The sequence below is a fragment of the Aliiroseovarius sp. PTFE2010 genome (assembly GCF_049943335.1).
In the GTDB taxonomy this organism is placed as follows: Bacteria; Pseudomonadota; Alphaproteobacteria; order Rhodobacterales; family Rhodobacteraceae; genus JBNFVY01.
Window position 1 is genome coordinate 166,094 of record NZ_JBNFVY010000001.1, and the last position, 18,103, is coordinate 184,196.

An 18,103-nucleotide genomic window follows, 5' to 3' on the forward strand; every position below is an offset into this window, starting at 1 on the left:
CGATTCGCAGAAGGCGCAATAATGCGCGGCGAACTTATCCGATCACCTTGGACGTCGCCTTCGACGATTTCCCCCGGCAAGGCTCGGCTGACATAGATCGGGCCTTCGGCAACGCCATCGCCCTTGGCGCCCAGGCGCTCGACCTCAACCCGGGTCATGAACGGGCCTGCGTCAAGAGATCATCCCGGCTGATTTGAAACCTTGAATCAATCCAGATCTGTTCAAGACGCTTGAGCTCTTGACCCAGATCTTTCCCAGTCAGCGACAGGTCGGCCGCCTTGATCGGAAACTTCTGTTCGCTCGCTTTGGCTAGGCCGCTTGGCAGTTGAAGCGGCACTTCGAACATTGCCGCCCGCGCCACAGCAACCGCGTTCGCAATTTCCACACCGTGCCGATATGCGACTTCGTGCACATCCATTGGACGACCAGATATGTCGCGTATGAGGGTCAGTTCCCGCGCTTGTGCTTTGGACAATCGCAAAAGCTCAGCTGTGTCTTCCCCCCCCATGACGGCAAGCCGGAGCAAAGGGTTCACTGTGCCCTGCTCGAGATGAATGACACGAAAGACCGCGCGTGTTGACGCCCCAGGCAACACCGAGGCCAGGACTCCGGTTTGCTCCATAGCGCCCAGTGCTTGGGACGGGTCGGGTGCAGACAGCAGTTTGATGAATTCGTGCCCGATACGTTCGCGTGAAATGCTGGCCAGACCATCCAGATTCGAAGAACACGCAGCTAAACCGTCGGCGTCGATGCCTTGGTCTTTGTCTCCGTACCAGGCATGAAACCGAAAAAACCGAAGAATGCGCAGATAATCTTCACGAATTCGGGTTTCCGGGTCTTCGATGAACCGAACTCGGCGTGCTTCCAAGTCTGCTAGCCCGCCCAACGGGTCCACTATGTCACCATGCCGCGTCGCGTAGAGCGCATTCATGGTAAAATCGCGCCGGCGCGCATCGTCCGAAACGTCTGTTGAGAATGCGACCACCGCACGGCGGCCATCGGTTTCCACATCGCGACGGAATGTTGTCACTTCGAAGGGCATATCCTGGACGACAAGGGTCACTGTGCCATGATCAATGCCAGTCGGGATCGCCTTGATGCCGGCCTTCTGGGCAATTCGAACAACCTGGTCGGGCGTAGCGCTCGTTGCGACGTCGACATCGGAAATGTCAGTACCAAGCAGGGCGTTTCGAACACAACCACCCACGAAAAACGCCTGAAAACCGGACTGCTCGAATAGCGTCAGCACAGTTTGGCACGCGTGTGAGGAAATCCAATCTGCGACAATTCTCATGCGCCGCTCATCCGTTCGGCCATACGATACAATACGCGCGCGGATGCGCCCCAAATGTAATACGGCCCGTAGGGTACCGTGTAATATGTCCGCCGATCACCCCTGAAATAACGCCCTTGGATCGAAAAATTATTTATGTCTAGAACATGCCGAAGGGGCACGTTGAAAACTTCTTCAACCTCACCCGGTTCAGGGCGGATTTCAAAACCTTCGGTGATCAATCCCACAAACGGGTGCATCGTAAAGGCGGTCACAGTTTCGTGCGTCGAAATTTCGGAGACGACGTTCACCATTTCTGGCGGCAAGCCAATTTCCTCATGCGCTTCACGCAAGGCCGCGTCGCGGGGGCCATTATCGCCCGGATCGACTTTGCCGCCGGGAAAGGCAATCTGCCCAGGATGGTGCTTGAGCGCAGAAGACCTTTTGGTCAGAATCACCACAGGTTCAGGCCCTACCAGTGAAATCGGAACGAGAACACCGGCAGGCCGCAGGTTGCGCTTTGCTGGTTTCGGCGCGCCCGGGTTCAGATCGAAGTCGGACGACGAGTCGACTGGATCGGCAAGTGCGCGAACCAACTGGTCGATTAAATCAGTCTTGGTCGCCATCTGGTGCGTTGCCTTCGAATCCCAGCGTTTTTGGATCAAATTCATAATGCGCCCCGCAGAACTGGCAATCTGCAGTGACAATGCCATCGTCGGTCGTCATGTGGCCAATATCTTTTTGCGAATAGATCGACAGGCTCTGACGCACGCGTTCCGATGAACATGTGCACCCAAATTCAACGGGTTGTGGATCGAACACGCGCGGTCGCTCTTCGTGAAACAGTCGCACAAGAAGATCGGTCGGCTGGACCAGCGGACCAACCAGTTCGATATCTTCCACGGTATCCAGCAGAACGTTGGCACGGGTCCAATTTTCTTCATCGTCACCGACCAGCAAATCCTCGGCCGACAATAACGGCGTGCCCTTGGCGGCGGCCCCTTGTGCGAACGGCGACGCTTTGGGCATGTGTTGCAGCATTACACCCCCGCCCCGCCAGCCGTCTTCAATGCCCGGCATGGTCGAGCGCCCGAAACTCAGCTCGAACCGGGTCGGTAATTGTTCTGACTGAGCAAAATAGGTTTCAGCGCATGCCGCAAGTGAGCCACCGGCAATTGGGGTGATACCTTGGTACGGTTCGGTTCCGGACCCCTGATCGATCAAAACCGCAAAATAGCCCCGTCCTATCTGTGGAAACGGGACACCTTTGGGATCAATTCTGTCTTTGTCATAGCTGGCATAGGCCCGGATTCGTGCCGGATTCCCTTCTGCGGTCGGCCCATAATAGTCCGTTGCGATCAGGCGCGCGGGGCCATCACCGCGAACCTGCAACGACAGCTTCCAACGCAGATCAATGGTTTGCCCGATCAGTGCCGTCAGCAACGCGGCTTCCGCCACCAACGCTTCGATCGCAGGCGGATAGTCATGTTGCGCAAGAACCTGATCCAACACACCGTCGAGCCGCGCAACGCGGCCACGGACATCAGCCAAATCCAGCTGAAATGGAAGGACAGTATCGTCCCATGCAATTTGCGATCCAAGCATATAGGGTTTCCTTGCGCAGCCGGCATTGGCATACCGCCCTATATAGGCAACCCAAGCACGAGCGAAAGGGCAACAGGCATGATGTCGAGGTTTGGTGGTCCTTGGAAAAGGGGCACGCACTACAAGCAGCGTCCGGGTTCTTACGCGGTGCTCCTTCGTGACGATAGAATTTTGCTGACCTCTCAGGTGTCGCCGGAACCAGAATTCCAGCTACCTGGTGGCGGCATAGATCCCGGCGAAAGTCCGATCGCCGCGTTGCACAGAGAAGTCATCGAAGAAACCGGATGGCGGATCAAGCCAGTGCGGCGGCTCGGAACCTATCGCCGCCACGTGTTCATGGCGGACTATGACATAATGGCTGAAAAGATTTGCCACGTGTACTTGGCCTGGCCGGTTCACAAGATTTGTGCGCCAACCGATGTTGCTCACGAACCTTTCTGGACAACACCCGCGCAGGCGATCCGTTTGTTGGCTGGGGACGGGGATCGTGCGGTCTTGCGCGCCCTGACTGGTCAGGGTGCCGAAAATTCCAGAAAAAGGGCGGATATATCGTCTGGGAAATCCTTGTTGCGCGCAAAATTGTTCAGATCCCACAACATGGCTTCGAAAAAGGCCGTTCCCGGAAGTTCATGATGCTTTTTCAGGATTGTGGTTAGCCCGTCTTCTTCCAGCATATGGCCCTGCCCGTCGGGGCATTCTGTGATCCCGTCGGAATACAAGAGCACCCGATCTCCGGCATCAAGCTGGATTTCAAAATTCTCGTAAACTGCGTCGGGGATCAACCCGATCGGCAACCCCCCGCTACCAACATATTCAACTTTCCCGTTTGCCCGCTGAACAACTGGGTGGGGATGACCACATTGGGTCATCCGTACCTGACCCGTTCGCACGTTACAGTAGGCCAGAATCATCGTAAAATAGTGTTCGGTCTCCATTTCTTCCAACAGAAGGCAGTTCAAGCGTTCCGCCACTTCGGATGGGCTTCTTGCGAAATACTTGCCCCTTTTATCCTGCGTCATGGCAAGGTTTCGTTCGGGCGACCAACCTGAAAGGTATGCCGCCAAACGGGCGGTCATGAGCGCAGAGGCAACACCGTGGCCCGAGACATCAATCGAATAGCACGCAACCTGGTCTTTGCCGATTTGAAAAAAGCCGACCAAATCACCTCCAACATGACCACTGGGGCGCAGCAACAGCGATACCTGAGCTGGGCCGAAATCACGGAACCTATCTCTAACCAGGGACTGTTGAAGTTTGCGCGCTTCTACCAAATCCCGGTCGAGGGAATCATAGAGACTGGAAATTTGTTTCAGCGTGTCTGTAAGAAGGTCGTTCTTTTCGGTGAGCTCGCGCTGCATTTTGAGAATGCGTTCACCCGCCCGGAGGCGAGCGAGCAGTTCGTCGCCCGACACAGGCTTGGTCAGGAAATCATCTGCCCCGACATCCAAACCGCGCGCAACTTCGGCTTTTTCGCTCTTGGAGGTTAACAGGATAAAATACGAATAGGAATCGCGGTCCTGAGATCGAAATTCACGACAAAAGTCGATTCCATCCATTCCCGGCATCATCCAATCGCTGACAATCAGATCGACGTTCTGCTGGTTCACCACGTCCAGAGCTTCCATACCCGATGCAGCTTCTAGGACTGTGAACCCCCAACGGTTCAGGTAAGACGACAAAATCCGTCGCTGCGCCTTGCTGTCATCTACAATCAACACCTTGCTGACTGCGCCTTCGTTCGGCGCAGCGTGGGGCGTTTCGGTTTGGTAAACAGGGACAGCCAAAAATTCACAGCCTACGATGAATGTTGATGTCCTTGTACGGGCCCCTGTTTAAGGAGGGCTTAAACCTAAAATTTTTGATGGTTATCAGGCCTTAAGAATTCGTTCACTCGACTTTGTTAACATGCCAACGAGCATGGAAGGATATCCTATGATTGACTGGCAAAGGGTTGAAGAACTTCGAAACGAAGTCGGGTCCGAAGCCTTCAACGAAGTTGTCGAACTTTTCCTGGAAGAAGTTGACGAAACGATAGCCAGGCTGCGTTCAGATCCCGATCTTTCCACACTCGAAGAAGATCTGCACTTTCTGAAAGGCAGCGCACTGAACCTGGGCTTGACTGTGTTCTCTCTGCTTTGCCAAAAAGGCGAACAAATGTCCGCCTCTGGTCATCCGGAAGACGTCGATGTCTCGGTTGTTGTGGAAACCTTCGATGAATCCCGCGCGGCCTTCGTCGAAGGCTGTGCAAAATTTCCCTCTGCGGCTTGATCGTCAGATGATGAATTGCGCGACCGTGTCGTCGTTGGTGATATCACGGTAGACGAACCCCGCGTTGTCGAGCCGCGAAAAAAGCGCCTCGAAAGCATCGGGCGACGTCGTTTCTATTCCGATCAGCACCGATCCAAAGTTGCGCGCGGACTTCTTTAAATATTCGAAGCGGGCAATATCATCATGCGGTCCGAGAAGCCCCAAGAAATCGCGCAGGGCACCTGGGCGCTGCGGCAGTCTGAGAATGAAGTACTTCTTGCGTCCAAGGAACCTCTGGGCGCGTTCTTTGACTTCCGGTAGCCTCTCGAAATCGAAATTGCCCCCTGACGTCACACAGATCACGGTTTTCCCTTTTACCTGATCTTTGATCTGTTCCAACGCGTTTATGGCCAATGCGCCCGCGGGTTCCAATACGATCCCTTCGACGTTCAACATGTCGATCATGGTCGCGCAAAGGCTGTCTTCTTTCGATAGAATAACGTGTTCCATCGCGACGTTCTTCAAGGTTTCGAACGGCAAAGCACCTATGCGGGCAACTGCGGCGCCATCGACAAAGCTGTCGACCGATTCCAGCGTTTCTGGCGCCCCGTGCGCGAGCGCAGCCGTCAAACTGGCCCCCCCGAAAGGCTCGACATAGCGAAAGCTGGACGCGGCCCCAGTTTCCCGGAAAAGCCTGGTGAGGCCAGCCGATAGCCCGCCGCCGCCGACCGGCAGAATAACGATATCCGGTTCTTTCCCCAGCTGGTCCAAGATCTCTACCCCGACCGACGCTTGGCCAAGTATGACGTCTGCGTCATCAAACGGCGCAAGGAAATGTCCGCCCGCTTCGGCACAATAGCCCTGCGACGCCGCCAATGTGTCGTCGAAATAGTCACCAACCAGCCTGATTTCGATATTGTCCCCACCAAAAATCCGCGTCTTGGCAATTTTTTGTTCCGGCGTTGTCACCGGCATGAAAATCACCCCTGTGACGCCAAAATGGCGGCAGGCAAACGCAACGCCCTGCGCATGGTTTCCCGCGCTGGCACATACAAAGACTTTCTGGTCGGATCGCTGCGCGAGAACTGCCGCCATTGCCGTGAATGCACCGCGCAGCTTGTAGCTGCGCACGGGCGTCAAATCTTCGCGCTTGAGCCATATTTCGGCGCCATATTGCGCTGAAAGATGATCATTTCGCTGCAAAGGGGTCGGTTCGAACAACTGCCTTAGTTCATTCGTTGCCGCACGCGCAGCCTGGGAAAACGAGTCAGCCATTCGGATTATCCTTCGGCGCGGTCGCTGAATAAATGGTGGTCAGAACAGAAACCGAGAACATCAAGATCATCCATCCCAGAACCAGTTCAATGATCAGCCCCGCCAGAGATCCCGGCCCAATGCTGGCGAGCAAGCTCACGTAAAGTGGCATCACGAATGACGATATCAACGCCAGCGCAGCGCACGCACCTGCAATGGGTTTGGTGCGCCGCCATGCTTCGGGAAATCTCATCTTCTCGCCAATTGCCACCGCCGGAAAGAGAGGCCCGAGCCGAAGAAAAACGAAGTTCAGGATTAACCCAGTCAAGAAAGACACAAACGCCATGGACGCACCGATCTGCCCGCCAGCTGCAAGACCGGATCCCACCATACTGGCGACCAACACAACCGCAAAGAGTATGCCGGTCAACAGTAGACCCACAACCAGCGACGTTTTCAGATAGCCCCAGAACCTTGATGCATTCCAAACCGGCACAACCCCCGTTGGGCGCTCGCCCGACAACAAAAACCTGTGCCAGGCCACAGATATCCAAACGCTGCCAGCGACAGCAAACGCGGCATTCAATAGGATTGGCACCTGCGATTGCACCGCGCCCATAGGGGAAAAAATCGCTCTGAATACGATTTGCGATGCCAGAAGACCGATCCAGATCAGCCCTGATATTTGGACAGCCTCCACCAGGTTGCCTGCGATGGAGCGAAACGATTTTCCGAGGATAAGGATGGGTGACATATCAATTGGCCTGCATTTGGGTGGCGGAATATGGGATCAATTGGCGCGAAAACACAAGCCGAAGGGCCAAACCTTGCTTGTCGTGCGAAAACCCGATATCCGCGCCGCGATACGCGTTCAGCGAAGGAAATGACCTATGTCAGCACCCAAGAAAGTTGTGCTCGCCTATTCGGGCGGCCTTGATACCTCGATCATCCTGAAATGGCTGCAGACCGAATATGGCTGCGAGGTCGTGACCTTCACGGCTGACTTGGGCCAGGGTGAGGAACTTGATCCGGCCCGACACAAGGCCGAACTGTTGGGCATCAAGCCAGAAAACATCTACATTGAGGATGTTCGCGAAGAGTTCGTTCGCGATTTCGTCTTTCCGATGTTCCGCGCAAATGCCCTTTACGAAGGGCTGTACTTGTTGGGCACATCAATCGCCCGCCCGCTTATTTCCAAACGCCTGGTTGAGATCGCTGCCGAAACCGGCGCTGATGCGGTTGCCCATGGCGCGACTGGCAAAGGCAATGACCAGGTGCGCTTTGAACTTAGCGCCTATGCGCTGAACCCAGACATCAAGGTGATTTCACCGTGGCGCGAATGGAACCTGTCCAGCCGGACCAAGCTGCTCGATTTCGCCGAGAAAAACCAAATCCCGATCGCCAAGGATAAGCGCGGCGAAGCCCCTTTCAGCGTTGACGCAAACCTGTTGCATACATCGTCCGAAGGCAAGGTTTTGGAAGATCCGGCGCAGGATGCCCCCGATTATGTGTATCAGCGTACCGTCAATCCCGAAGACGCGCCCGATACACCGGAATTCGTTGAAATCACTTTCGAAAAAGGGGATGCGGTCGCGATCAACGGGCAGGCCATGTCGCCTGCGACGATTTTGACCGAGTTGAATGAGTACGGCCGGAAACACGGAATCGGACGCCTGGATTTCGTGGAAAACCGTTTCGTCGGTATGAAATCGCGGGGGATCTATGAAACCCCCGGTGGTACGATCTTGCTCGAAGCGCACCGCGGGATCGAACAGATCACTCTGGACAGTGGCGCTGGCCACCTGAAAGATTCAATCATGCCACGCTATGCCGAGCTGATTTACAACGGTTTCTGGTTCAGCCCCGAGCGCGAAATGCTGCAAGCCCTGATCGACAAGAGCCAAGAGCACGTAACCGGCACTGTGAAACTCAAGCTTTACAAGGGAATGGCGCGGACGGTTGGGCGCTGGTCAGACCATTCGCTTTATTCCGAAGCGCATGTAACGTTTGAAGACGACGCAGGCGCATACGACCAGAAGGATGCGGCCGGGTTCATACAGCTCAACGCTCTTCGCCTGAAATTGCTGGCCGCAAGAAACCGGCGGCTTGGCAAATAAAGCCTCGAAATAAAAGTGCGGAGGCGGCCCATACGCTGGCCGCCCCGCTTCCATATGTTTTTGACGCAGCTCACGTCACAGCTTCCGTGGCCCGCAGCACCTCGCCACAGGTCTCAGCTGTGGTGATCATTTCGACGCTGACCACACAGTTCGAAACACGTTGATCTTTGGTAACCGCGGGCGTCAACGCAGTAGCATGCGCATTTCACGCCGCGCGTATTACCTGAAAGCGTCTACTTCCGCCCGTGTCGGGATGGCGTCTGCTGTCCCACGTCGGGTGACTTTCAGAGCCGCCGCTTTGGCCGCAAGATCCAGCGATTGCTGAATCGACATCCCTTGATCCAAACCAGCCGCGAAATAACCAGCAAACGTATCCCCGGCGCCGGTCGTGTCGACCGGCTCTACGGCAACCGGACGTGCGTGGAATACCTGTCCGTCACTGTGATACTCGGCCCCATCAGGGCCGCGCGTGACCAGTAGTTGCGGCACTGGAATTTGCGCAATATCAGTCTCTAACTCTGCTGATAGCTGCTCGGCTTCCACAGCGTTCACGACCAGCGTCGTGATGTGGGGCAGTATTTCGCGAACAGCGCGTCCTTCGAATGGCGCCGCCGAGTAAATCACCCGCGCGCCCTTGTCGCGGCAGGCCTTGGCCAGTCTTGGCTGAGCAGGGATTTCGTTTTGCAGCATCAGCGTATCCGTCGATGTCACCTCGGCATCTAGACGGTCCAATATTGGGCGCACAACCGGATGATCGGCGCGAACTGTGGCGTTGGCACCAGCTGCGATGACGATTGCGTTTTCTCCGTGCGCATCAACGGAAATATTGGCGTGGCCGGTTTCGGTTTCAGAAATTCTGGCAATCCAATCAGTGTTCAAGCCCAGATCTTGCAGCCAATTGAGCACCCGATCGTCCGCGCGACCTACCGCGCCGACATGGCGTACTTCAGAACCTGCTTTGTTGGCCGCGACCGATTGGTTCACGCCCTTGCCGCCCAGTCCTTGCCGAAACTCCGATGAAACGATGGTTTCACCGGGCGCCGGAAGATGCGGCACGGCATAGAAGTTATCGATGTTGATTGAGCCGAGGCAATAAATCGTCATCGGCCCGTCTCCTTACTTTTGGCCCACCTTGCAGGCAGCCATGACCGCCATGTTCAGGATGTCATTGACGGTCGAAACAGTCGAACAGATCTGTACCGGCTTATCAATGCCGGTCAAAATCGGGCCAATGACTGTCGCGTCAGCCATTTCTTGCATGAGCTTGACCGAAATCGACGCCGAGTGCCGCGCTGGCACGACAAGGATATTCGCCGGCCCGGAAAGGCGACAGAACGGGTATTTGGCCATTTCGTCTTGGTTCAGAGCCACATCGACGGTCATTTCCCCATCGTATTCAAAATCGACCTTCCGATCGTCGAGGATCTTCGGCGCAATGTGCATCTTTTCGGCGCGTTCTGATTTGGGATAGCCGAACGTCGAAAATGAAACGAAGGCCACACGCGGGTCGAGACCCATTTCACGCGCAACTTTGGCCGCGTTGGTGGCGATATCGGCCAGGTCATGTTCGTCAGGCCATTCGTGAACCAGCGTGTCCGCGACAAGCACGATCCGCCCATTATGCAACACTGCCGTCATGCCGACCGCACCATCTTTCGCGGACGCATCGAATACATGGTTGATCAGGCCCAGGACATGCGCCGATTTCCGCGTCGCGCCGGTGACCATGCCATCGCCATGACCATGGGCCAGCATCAAGGACGAAAATACGTGCCTGTCGCGCGCTGCCAATCGATGGATATCTTGCTTGTCATGCCCCGCGCGCTGCAACCTGTCATAGAGAAACTCTTTATACTCTGTCAGGTCGGGCGTATTCGCGGCGTTGACCACTTCCAGTTCTGGAACCGCGTCGGCCAGACCATCCGCGGTGAGTTTTTCCCGCACGTCCTGTTCGCGCCCGACCACAATTGCCTTTCCAAGACCAGCGCGTTGATAGGCCACGGCCGCGCGCAATACCCGCGGGTCATCCCCTTCGGCAAAGATCATGCGGGCCTGTGCGCTTCGTGCGCGGGCATACATACCCTGCAGAAGTTGGGCTGTCGGATCCATGCGCGCTTTGAGCGTATGCTCGTAGCCTTCCATGTCGACGATTGGCCGCCGCGCAACGCCTGTCGACATCCCGGCGCGGGCCACCGCAGGCGGGATTATATAGATCAAACGCGGATCGAAAGGGGTTGGGATGATGTAATCTCGCCCGAACGCCAGTTTACGACCGTAGGCCATAGCGACTTCATCCGGGACATCCATACGGGCCAGTTCAGCCAGAGCACGCGCGCAAGCGATTTTCATTTCGTCATTGATGGCACGTGCATGAATGTCCAAGGCACCACGGAAAAGATACGGGAAACCAAGGACATTGTTGACCTGGTTCGGGTAATCGCTGCGACCGGTCGCGACAATTGCGTCTTCGCGCACTTCGTGGGCTTCTTCCGGCGTGATTTCGGGATCCGGGTTCGCCATGGCAAAGATCACCGGATTGTCCGCCATACTGGCGACCATGGCCGATGTAACCGCACCTTTGGCGGACACCCCCAGGAAGACGTCTGCGCCTGTCATCGCCTCTTCCAGGGTGCGTAACTCTGTCGTTACGGCATGTGCCGACTTCCACTGGTTCATGCCGTCGGTACGGCCCTGATAGATTACGCCCTTTGTGTCGCACACGATGCAGTTTTCGTGCTTGGCGCCCATGGCTTTCAACAGTTCGATACACGCAATTCCGGCGGCCCCTGCCCCGTTCAGTACAATTTTGACGTCTTCGATCTTTTTGCTGCTCAGGTGAAGGGCATTGATCAAACCTGCCGCACAGATCACCGCAGTCCCGTGCTGATCGTCATGGAAAACGGGGATATCCATTTCTTCTTTCAGGCGCTGCTCGATCATAAAGCATTCGGGCGCCTTGATGTCTTCCAGATTGATCCCACCGAACGTGGGGCCCATCAGCCGAACCGCATTGACGAATTCGTCCACGTCCGTGGTGTCCAGTTCGATGTCGATCGAATTCACGTCGGCAAACCGTTTGAACAGCACCGCCTTGCCTTCCATCACAGGTTTGGACGCCAAAGCACCAAGATTTCCCAACCCCAGGACCGCAGTACCGTTCGTGATCACGGCGACAAGATTGCCCTTGTTTGTGTAGTCATAGGCGGTTTCCGGCGACGCTGCGATGGCTTCGCACGGAACGGCAACGCCGGGCGAATAGGCCAGGGAAAGATCCCGTTGCGTGGCCATTGGCACAGACGGTGACACATCGAACTTGCCGGGGCGCGGCTCAAGATGAAAGGCCAAAGCCTCTTCCGATGTAATGCGTGACTTCGACATGTCCCTTTCGGCCTCCTAAACCTTTTGGCTTCACGGCTTTTAGCGGCTCGCTGCGCGCGCCACAAACAAAAGATGTTTTGGCCTTTTACCCCACTCATCCCATCGGTAACCTATCCGCCAACGACCAGTCTGGGGGGCAAACCGTGACCGTCGCAAAGGCCACTGTCACGCCAATGATGGCGCAATATCTTGAGCTCAAAGCGCAATACGCCGATGCTCTGTTGTTCTATCGGATGGGTGATTTTTATGAATTGTTTTTCGACGACGCTGTTGCGGCGGCGGGTGCGCTGGACATTGCCCTGACCAAACGGGGCAAACATCTTGGCGAAGATATACCCATGTGCGGCGTGCCCTTCCATGCTGCCGAAGGGTATCTTTTGACCCTGATCCGCAAGGGCTTTCGCGTGGCGGTTTGCGAGCAGATGGAAAACCCCAGCGAAGCAAAAAAACGCGGCTCAAAATCGGTGGTAAAACGCGACGTGGTCAGGTTGGTGACGCCTGGAACACTGACAGAAGACAGCCTGTTGGATGCCCGTCGCCACAACTTCCTGGCCTCCTACGCCGAGGTGAGAGGCACCGGCGCGCTGGCTTGGGTGGATATATCCACCGGGGAACTGCGTGTGATGCAATGCGACCGCAGTCGCCTAGGACCCGAGCTTGCCCGGCTTGCGCCACGCGAAGTGATTTTGCCTGACGCGCTTGAGGCTGATCTGGCCGGTTTAGTGTCTGAATTTGGCGCGTCGTTGACACCTCTTGCAAGGGGATCGTTCGACAGCGCTGGCGCATCGACAAAGTTGAGTGCTTTGTTCAAGACTGCGTCGATGGATGCGTTTGGACAATTCACGCGCGCAGAACTGGCGGTTTTGGGCGGCATCGTCGATTACCTTGAGATAACGCAAAAAGGCAAACTGCCTCTGCTTCAGACGCCGATCAAAGAAGCGGAAAAAGGTGCGGTGCACATAGATGCATCAACCAGACGAAATTTGGAAATTACACATGCGTTGTCCGGTGGTCGGACTGGATCTGTCCTTTCGGCGATTGATCGGACGATCACATCTGCGGGGGCACGTTTGCTCGAGCGTCGCTTGTCCAGCCCGTCGCGCGACTTGGCAACGATATCGGCAAGGCACAACGCGGTTGATTTCCTGCTGTCGCGCGATGCTCTGCGATCAAGGCTGCGAGACCTGTTGCAAAAAGTGCCCGATATCGATCGGGCGCTGTCGCGGCTTGCACTGGACCGTGGCGGGCCTAGGGACCTGGCCGCGATCCGGGATGGGCTTGGTCAGGCCTGTGACATCGCCGAAGCGATTTCTGAGGACGTCCCTGATCTTTTCGTATCTGCGAAACAGGCACTACGCGGCCACGACACCCTGACAGATCTTCTTGATAGCGCGCTTGTCGACGAACCCCCCCTTCTGGTGCGTGATGGCGGATTTATCGCACCGGGATACGACGATGATTTGGACGAAAGCCGGACGCTGCGCGACGAAGGGCGCGGTGTAATTGCGTCGTTGCAACAGCAATACGCGACCGAGACAGAAATCAACGCACTCAAGGTCAAGCACAACAACGTTTTAGGCTACTTCATCGAAGTCACGGCCACCCATGCCGACAAAATGTTGACCAAGGGTGATCGGTTCATACACCGCCAAACGACCGCAAATGCAGTTCGCTTTACAACTGTTGAACTGAGCGAGTTAGAGACCAAGATCTTGAATGCTGGTGGGCGCGCGTTGGATATTGAAAAACGTCTCTATTCCGCCTTGAAAGACCAAATCCTGGACCGCGCTGCGTACATCCACGACACTGCGCGTGCCCTTGCTGAAATTGACCTGACCGCTGCGTTGGCCGAAATCGCCCGGAATGAGGACTGGGTTCGTCCCGTGGTGGACGATAGCCGTGCGTTCGAAATTCAAAAAGGTCGACATCCCGTTGTTGAACAGGCGCTTCGCAAGCAGGGCGGAGACCGGTTCGTGCCCAACGATTGTACGCTAGCCGAAGGACAGGGAACTGCAGCGATTTGGCTTTTGACCGGACCGAACATGGCCGGCAAATCGACGTTTCTTCGCCAAAATGCGTTGATTGCCCTCTTGGCCCAAGCTGGGGCCTATGTACCAGCTGATGCAGCCCACATCGGCTTGGTCAGTCAGATTTTCAGCCGCGTCGGTGCGTCCGATGACCTTGCCCGAGGACGATCGACCTTTATGGTCGAGATGGTCGAGACCGCCGCAATTCTAAACCAGGCGGATGACCGTGCGCTTGTGATACTGGATGAGATTGGGCGCGGCACGGCGACCTATGACGGCTTGTCCATTGCCTGGGCAACGTTGGAATACCTTCATGATGTCAATAAATGCCGGGCTCTGTTCGCCACCCACTACCACGAGATGACTGCATTGTCCGACAAGCTTGACGGGGCACAAAACGCGACAGTCAAAGTCAAGGAATGGGAAGGCGAGGTTGTATTCCTGCATGAAGTTGTGCGCGGCAAGGCGGACAGATCCTACGGCGTTCAGGTTGCCAAGCTTGCCGGACTTCCCAAAGCCGTGATCGAGCGTGCGCAATCTGTCTTGGCGGCGTTGGAAGACGATCGACCCGAAACCCGCGCCAACCCAAAGGCTATCATAGACGATTTACCCCTTTTCTCGGCTGCGCCGCAGGTTTCTGAAGCCCCTTCTTCACAGGAAAGCGAACTAGAGACGCGGATAAAAGAAATCGCGCCGGATGAACTCACCCCGCGCGATGCTCTGAATCTGATCTATGAACTGAAGGGGCTGGCCCGAAACTAGCCCGGCGTCGAACTCACCCCGACCTGGGCAGGCCGCAGCAAACGGTCATGCAACATGAAACCGACGGTGGTCACCTGGATGATTTCCCCCGCCTTGGTGTCTGGTAACGGGGCTTCAAACATCGCTTCGTGAATTTGCGGATCGAATTTGTCACCGATTTCTGGCGAAATAGGTTCGATTCCGTGCTTCTTGAAGACATTCAGCAGCTCGCGCATCGTCAGTTCGATACCTTCGATCAAGGACGCCTGAGCTTCGCGTTGTTCGGGTGTGATAACCTCAATTGCGCGCTTCATGTTGTCGAACACAGGCAGCATGTCACGTGCCAGTTTTGAACCGCCGTACTGTTCCGCTTCCCGGCGGTCTTTTTCGCCGCGCTTGCGTGCGTTCTCAGCATCAGCCAATGCGCGCATGAATCGCTCATAAAGGTCATCACGCTCGGCGCGCAGTGCCTCGAGTTCATCCTCTGCCAGGTTATCCTCACCATCGACAGGACCCTCTTCGGCCATAGCGTCCAAGGCTGCGCTGCTGTCTTCGTACTCTTCTTTGTGCTCTGACATTTCTTTCCTCTCACGTCCGGTTGGAAAGCAGTTTGCCAACCAGTTGCGCCGTGTAGTCGACGATAGGAACGATCCGGCCGTAATTTAGCCGTGTCGGTCCGATCACGCCAACGACACCGATTATCTTTCGATCCGAGTTCATATAGGGAGAGACAACCAAAGAGGAACCCGAAAGTGAAAAAAGCTTGTTTTCCGAGCCAATAAATATTCGGACGCCTTCACCATCTTCTGTGTGTTCAAGAAATTGTGCGATGTCGCGCTTTTTTTCCAAGTCGTCAAAAAGCACCTTGATCCGGTTGAGATCCGCTTCGTCAGCCGAATCCCCAAGCAGGTTTGCGCGGCCCCGCACAATCAATCGATCATAAGAATCTTCACTATCCAACCAGACAGCCAAACCGGCTTCGATTAGATCCTTGGCAAGCACGTCGATTTCCTGACGCCGATCATTGACTTCTTTTTCAATAATCTGCCGCAGTTCGGTAACGGTACGGCCTTCGGCCAAAGCATTCAGGAAATTTGCGGCTTCGCGCATTGATGACGGCGTTTGGCCTGGCGAAGGCGTAAAGACCCGGTTTTCCACGTTGCCATCCGCAAATACCAAAACGACCAATGCTCGGTCCTGGGCAAGGCTCACAAATTCGATATGCTTGATCGGGGCTTCGTGTTTCGGCGCCAAAACAAGGGATGCCCCCTGCGTCAGGCCTGATAAAGCCGATCCGATGCGGTCGAACATGGTACCATCGTTCCCGCGTTCGGTTCCAAGCGTGGTTTCAATTTTCTCTCGTTCGACCTTGTCCAGGTCACCGACTTCCATCATCCCATCGACGAACATGCGCAAGCCCAATTGCGTTGGCACCCGTCCGGCACTGACATGGGGGCTGTTCAACAAACCGAGGAACTCAAGATCCTGCATCACGTTCCTGACCGTCGCCGCAGAGATTTTTTCGTTCATCTCGCGCGTCAGTGTCCGCGATCCGACAGGTTCGCCTGTATTCAAATACCCCTCGACGACGCGCCGAAACACTTCGCGCGAGCGGTCATTCATATCAGAAAACAAGTTTTGCTGCTCAGTCATCGGTTTCATGGTGATCTGGTTGTCAGATAGTAAATGTCGCGCAGATGCAAAGGTCAATCGGGGTTGCGTGTCCAAACCATGCACGCGTATGTGATCCAGGAAACCGAATGAAAGGAACTGTTATGCGACCTTCTGGCCGTCAACTCGATGAAATGCGTCCGATCAACATCGAAACCGGCGTCACACGTCACGCCGAGGGGTCATGCATGATTCGTTGCGGTGACACGCATGTTCTGTGTACCGCGACCATCGAAGAGCGCGTTCCGCCTTTCTTGCGAAATACCGGCCTTGGCTGGGTGACCGCAGAATACGGAATGTTGCCGCGTGCCACGAATACCCGCATGCGGCGCGAAGCGGCAACGGGCAAGCAAGGCGGTCGGACGGTTGAGATTCAACGCTTGATCGGGCGATCGCTTCGGGCAGGTGTCGATCGGTCGGCCTTGGGTGAACGTCAGATAACGGTCGATTGTGATGTCATCCAAGCCGATGGCGGCACCCGATGTGCGTCTATTACTGGCGGTTGGGTCGCGCTGCGCCTTGCTGTGAACAAGCTCTTGAAGGCCGGTGATATTCAATCTGACCCGCTATTGGACCACGTCGCAGCGGTAAGTTGTGGGATTTACGGTGGGCAGGCCGTGCTCGACCTGGATTATCCCGAAGACAGCGAAGCCGGCGTTGACGGAAACTTCATTTTGCTTGGTTCAAAACAAATGGTCGAAACCCAGATGTCGGCCGAAGGTTCAACCTATTCGCGGGACCAGTTGGACACCCTTTTGGATCTTGCCGAAAAGGGGGTATCCGAACTGGTAGCGGCGCAAAAGGCGGCTGTGGATGCGTAAGCTCGAAGGGCAAAAGCTGGTTTTGGCCTCACACAATAGCGGCAAATTGCGCGAGATCGCCGCTTTGGTGGAACCATTGGGAATTGACGTTCTTTCGGTCAGTTCGTTCGGCTTGCCCGAGCCGGATGAAACCGAAGATACCTTTGTGGGAAATGCGCGCATCAAGGCCCACTTTGCCGCGCGCGAAACCGGGCTTCCGGCCCTATCCGATGACAGCGGCATCATGGTCGACGGACTTCAAGGCGCGCCAGGCGTGTACACAGCCGATTGGGCGGAAACACCAAATGGTCGCGACTTTCCGATGGCGATGAATAAGGTCTGGTCATTGCTCGAAGAAAAGAACATCGCAGAGCCTCGTACCGCTCGTTTCTGCTGTACCCTGTGCTTGGCGTGGCCGGATGGCCATGACGAGATCTTCGAAGGGTTCGTCCAAGGGCGTCTGGTCTGGCCAATGCGGGGTGACAATGGTTTTGGGTTTGATCCCATTTTCTTGCCGGACGGGGAAACCGAGACGTTTGGTGAAATGGATCCAGCCAAGAAACATGGGATGAGTCACCGTGCGGACGCGTTTGGCAAATTGCTGGCCAGCCTCGAAACCATAAGTGAATGAAACGATTTGCCTTGAACGGATTGCCCCACGAACCAGCGTTTAGCTGTTCCGGCGCCTTCGTTCCGGGTGAAACGGTATCTATCCGCGCCACGCCTGGGCCTGAGGGTGGAAAGCTCTGCCAAAACGGCTCTAATCAGGCAAAAAGCACCGCAAATGCATGCAAAGTAGCTGTTGGCGATAGGGGTTTCGATGCCAAGGATTTGGATGGCGTGAACTTCGACTCCATCGATTCGGCATATGTTGAACGGATGGGTCTGGTCCGCAGGGCCGCGCCTGGGGGCATATACCCGGACGCGATATTGATCGATGGTGGCTGCGTAAATTCAGCGATGAAAACCATAACTGAAGTGACTGTGTAG

Annotated in this window: 16 protein-coding genes and 1 pseudogene; 7 read left to right on the top strand and 10 right to left on the bottom strand. The window is 55.7% G+C overall.

Features of this window, described 5'->3' with window-relative positions:
• Nucleotides 1-154 precede the first annotated feature (154 nt).
• Genes ACP2AV_RS00860 through ACP2AV_RS00870 form a run of 3 tightly spaced genes read right to left on the bottom strand, consistent with a single transcriptional unit; the run spans nucleotide 155 to nucleotide 2,878 of the window.
• Nucleotides 155-1,294 (bottom strand): CCA tRNA nucleotidyltransferase, encoded by a 1,140-nt coding sequence (locus ACP2AV_RS00860; RefSeq protein ID WP_426370762.1) that lies wholly within the window; start codon nucleotides 1,292-1,294, stop codon nucleotides 155-157.
• Nucleotides 1,291-1,899: a CoA pyrophosphatase gene (locus ACP2AV_RS00865; RefSeq protein ID WP_426370763.1), complete on the bottom strand. Its 609-nt coding sequence runs from the start codon at nucleotides 1,897-1,899 to the stop codon at nucleotides 1,291-1,293. Before ACP2AV_RS00865 ends, ACP2AV_RS00860 begins: the two co-directional genes overlap by 4 nt.
• A complete protein-coding gene (locus ACP2AV_RS00870; protein WP_426370764.1) occupies nucleotides 1,883-2,878 on the bottom strand; it encodes an Hsp33 family molecular chaperone HslO in 996 nt (331 codons plus the stop codon). The genes ACP2AV_RS00865 and ACP2AV_RS00870 overlap by 17 nt, the downstream gene beginning before the upstream one ends.
• 81 nt (nucleotides 2,879-2,959) lie before the next feature.
• On the opposite strand from ACP2AV_RS00870, the pseudogene ACP2AV_RS00875 reads away from it, so the two are divergent.
• A pseudogene (locus tag ACP2AV_RS00875) lies at nucleotides 2,960-3,364 on the top strand (NUDIX domain-containing protein); the annotation flags it as partial.
• A gap of 26 nt (nucleotides 3,365-3,390) precedes the next feature.
• Here the strand turns inward: ACP2AV_RS00875 and ACP2AV_RS00880 are convergent.
• Complete coding sequence (locus tag ACP2AV_RS00880) at nucleotides 3,391-4,596, bottom strand: PP2C family protein-serine/threonine phosphatase (RefSeq protein WP_426371333.1); 1,206 nt, start codon at nucleotides 4,594-4,596, stop codon at nucleotides 3,391-3,393.
• 214 nt (nucleotides 4,597-4,810) lie between these two features.
• Here ACP2AV_RS00880 and ACP2AV_RS00885 point away from each other — a divergent pair, with 214 nt between their 5' ends.
• On the top strand, nucleotides 4,811-5,146 hold the full coding sequence (locus tag ACP2AV_RS00885; protein ID WP_426370765.1) for an Hpt domain-containing protein: 336 nt from the start codon (nucleotides 4,811-4,813) through the stop codon (nucleotides 5,144-5,146).
• 3 nt (nucleotides 5,147-5,149) lie between these two features.
• On the opposite strand, the gene ilvA is transcribed toward ACP2AV_RS00885, so the two are convergent.
• Nucleotides 5,150-6,400 carry a threonine ammonia-lyase IlvA gene (gene ilvA / locus ACP2AV_RS00890; RefSeq protein ID WP_426370766.1) on the bottom strand — a complete coding sequence of 417 codons (1,251 nt, stop codon included), beginning with the start codon at nucleotides 6,398-6,400 and terminating at the stop codon, nucleotides 5,150-5,152.
• A complete protein-coding gene (locus tag ACP2AV_RS00895) occupies nucleotides 6,393-6,965 on the bottom strand; it encodes a hypothetical protein (protein ID WP_426370767.1) in 573 nt (190 codons plus the stop codon). Before ACP2AV_RS00895 ends, ilvA begins: the two co-directional genes overlap by 8 nt.
• A gap of 304 nt (nucleotides 6,966-7,269) precedes the next feature.
• Between ACP2AV_RS00895 and ACP2AV_RS00900 the strand changes: the two genes are divergently transcribed.
• Entirely contained in the window at nucleotides 7,270-8,496 is a 1,227-nt protein-coding gene (locus ACP2AV_RS00900) for an argininosuccinate synthase (RefSeq protein ID WP_426370768.1), read from the top strand.
• A 219-nt stretch (nucleotides 8,497-8,715) separates the two neighbouring features.
• Here the strand turns inward: ACP2AV_RS00900 and ACP2AV_RS00905 are convergent, their stop codons facing one another.
• Nucleotides 8,716-9,600: a ribokinase gene (locus ACP2AV_RS00905; protein WP_426370769.1), complete on the bottom strand. Its 885-nt coding sequence runs from the start codon at nucleotides 9,598-9,600 to the stop codon at nucleotides 8,716-8,718.
• A gap of 12 nt (nucleotides 9,601-9,612) precedes the next feature.
• Nucleotides 9,613-11,874 carry an NADP-dependent malic enzyme gene (locus tag ACP2AV_RS00910; RefSeq protein ID WP_426370770.1) on the bottom strand — a complete coding sequence of 754 codons (2,262 nt, stop codon included), beginning with the start codon at nucleotides 11,872-11,874 and terminating at the stop codon, nucleotides 9,613-9,615.
• A 173-nt stretch (nucleotides 11,875-12,047) separates the two neighbouring features.
• Here ACP2AV_RS00910 and mutS point away from each other — a divergent pair, with 173 nt between their 5' ends.
• Nucleotides 12,048-14,663, top strand: a complete 2,616-nt coding sequence (gene mutS / locus ACP2AV_RS00915; RefSeq protein WP_426371334.1) for a DNA mismatch repair protein MutS — start codon at nucleotides 12,048-12,050, stop codon at nucleotides 14,661-14,663.
• Here the strand turns inward: mutS and ACP2AV_RS00920 are convergent.
• Both ACP2AV_RS00920 and hrcA read right to left on the bottom strand, forming a co-directional pair.
• Entirely contained in the window at nucleotides 14,660-15,220 is a 561-nt protein-coding gene (locus ACP2AV_RS00920; RefSeq protein ID WP_426370771.1) for a nucleotide exchange factor GrpE, read from the bottom strand. The genes mutS and ACP2AV_RS00920 overlap by 4 nt on opposite strands.
• A gap of 10 nt (nucleotides 15,221-15,230) precedes the next feature.
• Nucleotides 15,231-16,295 (bottom strand): heat-inducible transcriptional repressor HrcA, encoded by a 1,065-nt coding sequence (hrcA, locus tag ACP2AV_RS00925; protein ID WP_426371335.1) that lies wholly within the window; start codon nucleotides 16,293-16,295, stop codon nucleotides 15,231-15,233.
• A 122-nt stretch (nucleotides 16,296-16,417) separates the two neighbouring features.
• Between hrcA and rph the strand changes: the two genes are divergently transcribed.
• The 3 genes from rph to ACP2AV_RS00940 are packed head-to-tail and all read left to right on the top strand — an operon-like array spanning nucleotide 16,418 to nucleotide 18,103.
• A complete protein-coding gene (rph, locus tag ACP2AV_RS00930; protein WP_426371336.1) occupies nucleotides 16,418-17,134 on the top strand; it encodes a ribonuclease PH in 717 nt (238 codons plus the stop codon).
• A complete protein-coding gene (gene rdgB, locus ACP2AV_RS00935; protein WP_426370772.1) occupies nucleotides 17,127-17,744 on the top strand; it encodes an RdgB/HAM1 family non-canonical purine NTP pyrophosphatase in 618 nt (205 codons plus the stop codon). Before rph ends, rdgB begins: the two co-directional genes overlap by 8 nt.
• A complete protein-coding gene (locus ACP2AV_RS00940; protein WP_426370773.1) occupies nucleotides 17,741-18,103 on the top strand; it encodes a hypothetical protein in 363 nt (120 codons plus the stop codon). The genes rdgB and ACP2AV_RS00940 overlap by 4 nt, the downstream gene beginning before the upstream one ends.

What these genes read in the sequence shown, in the direction of transcription:
- ACP2AV_RS00860 (WP_426370762.1), bottom strand. Translation starts at nt 1,294, where the DNA reads ATGAGAATTGTCGCAGATTGGATTTCCTCACACGCGTGCCAAACTGTG.
- ACP2AV_RS00865 (WP_426370763.1), bottom strand. Translation starts at nt 1,899, where the DNA reads ATGGCGACCAAGACTGATTTAATCGACCAGTTGGTTCGCGCACTTGCC.
- ACP2AV_RS00870 (WP_426370764.1), bottom strand. Translation starts at nt 2,878, where the DNA reads ATGCTTGGATCGCAAATTGCATGGGACGATACTGTCCTTCCATTTCAG.
- ACP2AV_RS00885 (WP_426370765.1), top strand. Translation starts at nt 4,811, where the DNA reads ATGATTGACTGGCAAAGGGTTGAAGAACTTCGAAACGAAGTCGGGTCC.
- ilvA (WP_426370766.1), bottom strand. Translation starts at nt 6,400, where the DNA reads ATGGCTGACTCGTTTTCCCAGGCTGCGCGTGCGGCAACGAATGAACTA.
- ACP2AV_RS00900 (WP_426370768.1), top strand. Translation starts at nt 7,270, where the DNA reads ATGTCAGCACCCAAGAAAGTTGTGCTCGCCTATTCGGGCGGCCTTGAT.
- ACP2AV_RS00905 (WP_426370769.1), bottom strand. Translation starts at nt 9,600, where the DNA reads ATGACGATTTATTGCCTCGGCTCAATCAACATCGATAACTTCTATGCC.
- ACP2AV_RS00910 (WP_426370770.1), bottom strand. Translation starts at nt 11,874, where the DNA reads ATGTCGAAGTCACGCATTACATCGGAAGAGGCTTTGGCCTTTCATCTT.
- mutS (WP_426371334.1), top strand. Translation starts at nt 12,048, where the DNA reads ATGATGGCGCAATATCTTGAGCTCAAAGCGCAATACGCCGATGCTCTG.
- ACP2AV_RS00920 (WP_426370771.1), bottom strand. Translation starts at nt 15,220, where the DNA reads ATGTCAGAGCACAAAGAAGAGTACGAAGACAGCAGCGCAGCCTTGGAC.
- hrcA (WP_426371335.1), bottom strand. Translation starts at nt 16,295, where the DNA reads ATGACTGAGCAGCAAAACTTGTTTTCTGATATGAATGACCGCTCGCGC.
- rph (WP_426371336.1), top strand. Translation starts at nt 16,418, where the DNA reads ATGCGACCTTCTGGCCGTCAACTCGATGAAATGCGTCCGATCAACATC.
- rdgB (WP_426370772.1), top strand. Translation starts at nt 17,127, where the DNA reads ATGCGTAAGCTCGAAGGGCAAAAGCTGGTTTTGGCCTCACACAATAGC.
- ACP2AV_RS00940 (WP_426370773.1), top strand. Translation starts at nt 17,741, where the DNA reads ATGAAACGATTTGCCTTGAACGGATTGCCCCACGAACCAGCGTTTAGC.